The sequence below is a fragment of the Suttonella ornithocola genome, from assembly GCF_001889065.1.
Classification (GTDB): domain Bacteria; phylum Pseudomonadota; class Gammaproteobacteria; order Cardiobacteriales; family Cardiobacteriaceae; genus Suttonella_A; species Suttonella_A ornithocola.
Genome location: NZ_LWHB01000134.1, coordinates 1 through 4,496, shown reverse-complemented (window position 1 = coordinate 4,496; position 4,496 = coordinate 1). Strand labels below are relative to the sequence as shown.

Here is a 4,496-nt window from a genome sequence, read left to right as displayed (position 1 = left end):
AATGCCGCTTTTCATAAACGCAGTGATATTCAAGCAATCATTGAAGAGCATGGGCATGAGATAGTTTGGTTACCCCCTTATAGTCCAGACTTAAATCCCATTGAAAAGATGTGGGCTTGGATTAAGCAAATACGCAAAGAATGGCGGATGGATTGTATTGATACTTTATTCTTTTATCTGCTTTGGATTGGGTTGGGTTTTAGATGATTGCACTATATCATTGGTTCAGGCACAATCTCTAATTATGACCGTAGCGCAGGTTCTTCTTGTCTGGCGGAAAAACGTATGCTTGAAACGATTGCTAATGGCAAACCTAATACCGATTTTCTACAATTCGGTGATCGCATACGCATAGAGATGTTTGATACTGACGGCAACAGTATCTTTGGCGCGATTGACCAAGAGATTGTCCAATATGGAGGCAGTTCATGAGTCTGCCTATCCTTTACAGTTATTGGCGTTCTAGTGCTAGCTATCGCGTACGTATTGCTTTGGCATTAAAAGGCATCGCTTACGAAAACCACCCTATTTCACTCATCAATGATGAGCAGAAAAGCACAGCTTATCTTGCACAAAATCCACAAGGATTCGTCCCCACCTTTATTACTGCTACAGGAGAAATACTGACACAAAGCATTGCTATTATTGAATATTTAGAAGAGATTCAACCCCATCCCGCATTGTTACCAACCAAAGCAGGTAAAGCCGCACATTGTCGCGCAATCGCACAAATCATCGCTTGTGATATTCATCCGCTAAACAATCTCAGGGTTTTAAAAAAACTGACCCGCGAACTTTGTATAAGCGATACAGCAAAAAACGAATGGTATGCACATTGGATATATCAAGGGTTCACCGCTATTGAAGCACTTTTACCTACTATATTAACTGATGGTCCTATGAGTATGGGCGACACTCCGGGTTATCTGGAATGTTTTTTAATACCACAAATATACAACGCAAAACGCTTCAATCTTGACTTAAGCCCCTATCCCATCCTCACACAGCTATATACCGTTGCTTTAAATCATTCAGCCATCCAAGCAGCTCATCCAGACAAACAATCGGATTGTCCACCTAAATAAGGAGCTCAATATGCCTATCAACATCAAACAAATTCATCATGTTGCCTACCGCTGCAATGATGCCAAAGAAACGATGGAATTTTATCGTGATAACCTTAACATGAAATTTATCCTCGCCATTGCTGAAGACCAAGTACCATCTACTAAAGAACCCGATCCCTATATGCATCTTTTTATGGATGCTGGTAACGGTAATATTCTCGCTTTCTTCGAACTACCAACCAAACCCCCCATGGGGAGAGATGAAAACACCCCACGCTGGGTACAACACATAGCTTTTGAAGTTGAAGATGAGAACGCACTCATCTCGGCTAAAACTGAGCTTGAGGCAAAAGGCATAGACGTGCTAGGCATTACTAATCACGGCATTATCCGTTCAATTTATTTTTTTGACCCTAACGGTCATCGAGTTGAACTCACTACTCGCACCGATAAACCCGGAGAAATTGAACAACTCAATCAAGTTTCTCTAAAAATGATTGAAGAATGGAGTCAAACCAAACGCGCGCCTAAATACGCTGCATGGCTACACGAAAAAGAATTTGAGACTGCCGAATAACAGTCCTGCCATCATCGACAAGGGCGGTAACTCACCGCCCTATAATAAGGAGAAACACATCATGCTGGCAAGCTACCAACATCCCGAATATAAGTATAGTCCACCACCAGAACTCACTACCCCTCAAAATACGCCTTATCCCATTGCAATCATCGGTGCTGGTCCTGTTGGGCTCACTGCTGCACTAGATTGCGCCAAACGAGGAATTCGCTGCGTCGTATTAGATGACAACAATACCGTTAGTATTGGCTCACGAGCGCTCTGTTATGCCAAACGTTCGCTAGAAATATGGTCTCGCCTTGGCGTTGCTGACCGAATGGTCGCCAAAGGAATCAAATGGCAAGTTGGGAAAAACTACTTCCGTAATCAACTTGCCTACCAATTCGACCTTCTCCCCGAGACTGGACACGAATACCCCGCCATGATTAATCTTCAGCAGTATTACATGGAAGAATACCTTGTAGATGCTCTCATGGCACACCCTAATGCTGACCTCCGCTGGAAACACAAAGTCATTGGTATAACCCAAAAAGATAACCACGTAGTCCTTACCGTTGAAACCCCCGACGGTAAATTCCCCCTTACTGCCCAATACGCTATTGCCTGCGATGGTGCTAGCAGCAAAACCCGCTCTATGCTCGGCAGTAGCTTTGAAGGAGAAGTCTTTGATGACCAATTTCTTATCATTGACGTCATCATGAAAAATAACTTTCCACCTGAACGCTGGTTCTGGTTTGACCCCCCTTTTCACCCCGAACAATCAGCCCTTCTACATAAAAGCGCAGACAACCTTTGGCGCATTGACTTCCAGCTTGGTCGCGATGCTAATCCAAACGAATGGAAACAACCTAAAAAAGTTATCCCTCTTTTAAAACAGATGCTAGGCAAAGATTGTGAATTTGAGCTTGAATGGCTATCTGTATACAAATTTGCCTGCCGTAAAATGAAAAACTTTGTTCACAACCGCGTCATCTTTGCTGGCGATGCCGCTCATCAAGTTTCCCCTTTTGGTGCACGTGGTGCAAACTTTGGCGTGCAAGACATTGACAACCTTATTTGGAAACTACAACTCATCTTAAATAATAAAGCACCTATCCGTTTGCTAGAAAGTTACGACCATGAACGCCGCTATGCTGCCGATGAAAACATTCAATATTCCACCCAATCCACTGATTTCATCTCCCCTAAAACCAAATCTAGCCTTACCTTGCGCAATGCCGTACTCACTCTAGCTAAAAAATATGCTTTTGCACGCCCTCTTGTTAATAGCGGTCGGCTCTCCACTGCCACCTGCTACGATACTTCACCCCTAAATACCGCCGATCATGACACATTTACCAATCGAGCGCGTCCCGGTATCGCCGCTCCTGATGCACCCATCCGTATCAATAACAAAAACAGCTGGCTTCTACGACAGCTTGGCGATGGTTTCACATTACTCTCTATTGATACAAATGGTACACCGCTCAACATCGACGGCATTATCATCAATCATCTTGTTATTGGACGTGATATTGAAGACCCTGATGGCATACTTACCGAACGCTATGACTTACAACCAGGCACTACCTACCTCATCCGACCTGACCAACATATTGCTGCACGCTGGCGGCACTATGATCCCATCGCCATTGCCACTGCCCTACGCACTGCTATTGGAGAAACTGTCTTATGAAATTAAATCTCACCCCCAACTTACAAGAGCCAGATAAATTCTATGCTGAACTTATTACTCTACAGCACAATCGCACAGATGCTGAAATTGACCTTATCAACGCTCGCCTACTACTCGTCCTGTGTAACCATATTGGCGACATGAATATTTTACATGAAGCATTTACATTAGCGGCTGACATTGATACAACAAATCATTACTAAAGGAGCAATTAAATGGCCAAAAAACCCTTTGCCTCATCTGCCGATTTAGGCGAAAAAATCGAAACTTTAGAAATCTTAACACCTGGTGTTTACGCCCAAACCGCCGAAGGCGATCCTAACGTAGGAGCGATTGAAGGAGAAGACTTTGTTATCTGCCTTGAAGCACTCGCCACCCCGAAAGCTGCTTCTGATTGGCTAGCTAAACTTCGTCAACATACTAAAAAACCCGTTAAATACCTAATCCTTACCCACTACCATGCTGTACGTGTCCTTGGTGCGTCAGCCTTTCACGCCGAAAACATTATTACTCATGAAATTACCAAAACTCTTATCGAAGAGCGTGGTGAACAAGACTGGAAAAGTGAATTTGGTCGTATGCCACGTCTCTTTCGTGAACCTGATGGTATACCAGGACTTACCCACCCAACCATGACCTTTAGTGAACGTCTTGAAATTCCACTTGGCGGTGATCGTGGTAGTCTCATTCTCCAATATTTTGGACGCGGTCATACCGCTAGCGACATCGTTGCTTGGCTACCTGAACAAAAAGTCCTATTTGCTGGCGATCTTGTTGAAGCTGAAGCTGCACTCTACACTGGTGATGCTTTCCATTTTGAATGGGCAAGTAAAACTCTTGATAACCTAAAAGCCTTGCAAGCGGAATACCTTATTGGTGGTCGCGGTGCAGTTGTCAAAGGTCGAAAAAATGTTGATGCCGCCATCGAACAAACACGTAGCTTCCTACAAAGCATGATTGATATAGTCAAATCATTTATAATCCAATCTATCCAAAGCAGATATAAAGAACGACTTATAGTAGAATTATCAAAAACAAACTGAGCATATCCTATGACCTACTGCAGCCAATTCCGACAAAAAATTCTTAACGATATTGCTAATGGAGAAACTTGGCGCGCTGTTGCAAAGCGCTACAAGATCAGCAAATTCACCGTCTATAGCTGGATTAAAAATCC

At 43.5% G+C, this 4,496-nt stretch carries 7 protein-coding genes and 1 pseudogene; all 8 read left to right on the top strand.

The annotated features are described in order from the left end of the window. The coding region (locus tag A5N85_RS10190) for a transposase (protein ID WP_249023959.1) at positions 1-207 on the top strand (207 nt) is incomplete at its 5' end. 9 nt (positions 208-216) lie between these two features. Then, positions 217-432: pseudogene (locus A5N85_RS10185) on the top strand (fumarylacetoacetate hydrolase family protein); the annotation flags it as partial. Then, positions 429-1,085 (top strand): maleylacetoacetate isomerase, encoded by a 657-nt coding sequence (maiA, locus tag A5N85_RS10180; RefSeq protein ID WP_072577130.1) that lies wholly within the window; start codon positions 429-431, stop codon positions 1,083-1,085. The pseudogene A5N85_RS10185 and the gene maiA, both read left to right, overlap by 4 nt. 10 nt (positions 1,086-1,095) lie before the next feature. After that, entirely contained in the window at positions 1,096-1,644 is a 549-nt protein-coding gene (locus A5N85_RS10175) for a VOC family protein (RefSeq protein WP_072577129.1), read from the top strand. 61 nt (positions 1,645-1,705) lie between these two features. After that, on the top strand, positions 1,706-3,319 hold the full coding sequence (locus A5N85_RS10170) for an FAD-dependent oxidoreductase (RefSeq protein ID WP_115305862.1): 1,614 nt from the start codon (positions 1,706-1,708) through the stop codon (positions 3,317-3,319). Then, positions 3,316-3,522 (top strand): DUF2783 domain-containing protein, encoded by a 207-nt coding sequence (locus A5N85_RS10165; RefSeq protein ID WP_072577128.1) that lies wholly within the window; start codon positions 3,316-3,318, stop codon positions 3,520-3,522. The genes A5N85_RS10170 and A5N85_RS10165 overlap by 4 nt, the downstream gene beginning before the upstream one ends. 12 nt (positions 3,523-3,534) lie before the next feature. Beyond that, complete coding sequence (locus tag A5N85_RS10160; protein WP_084601743.1) at positions 3,535-4,362, top strand: MBL fold metallo-hydrolase; 828 nt, start codon at positions 3,535-3,537, stop codon at positions 4,360-4,362. A 9-nt stretch (positions 4,363-4,371) separates the two neighbouring features. Beyond that, positions 4,372-4,496 (top strand): helix-turn-helix domain-containing protein (locus A5N85_RS17725; RefSeq protein ID WP_143143250.1); only part of this gene is annotated, 125 nt, incomplete at its 3' end.

What these genes read in the sequence shown, in the direction of transcription:
- A5N85_RS10175 (WP_072577129.1), top strand. Translation starts at nt 1,096, where the DNA reads ATGCCTATCAACATCAAACAAATTCATCATGTTGCCTACCGCTGCAAT.
- A5N85_RS10160 (WP_084601743.1), top strand. Translation starts at nt 3,535, where the DNA reads ATGGCCAAAAAACCCTTTGCCTCATCTGCCGATTTAGGCGAAAAAATC.
- maiA (WP_072577130.1), top strand. Translation starts at nt 429, where the DNA reads ATGAGTCTGCCTATCCTTTACAGTTATTGGCGTTCTAGTGCTAGCTAT.
- A5N85_RS10170 (WP_115305862.1), top strand. Translation starts at nt 1,706, where the DNA reads ATGCTGGCAAGCTACCAACATCCCGAATATAAGTATAGTCCACCACCA.
- A5N85_RS10165 (WP_072577128.1), top strand. Translation starts at nt 3,316, where the DNA reads ATGAAATTAAATCTCACCCCCAACTTACAAGAGCCAGATAAATTCTAT.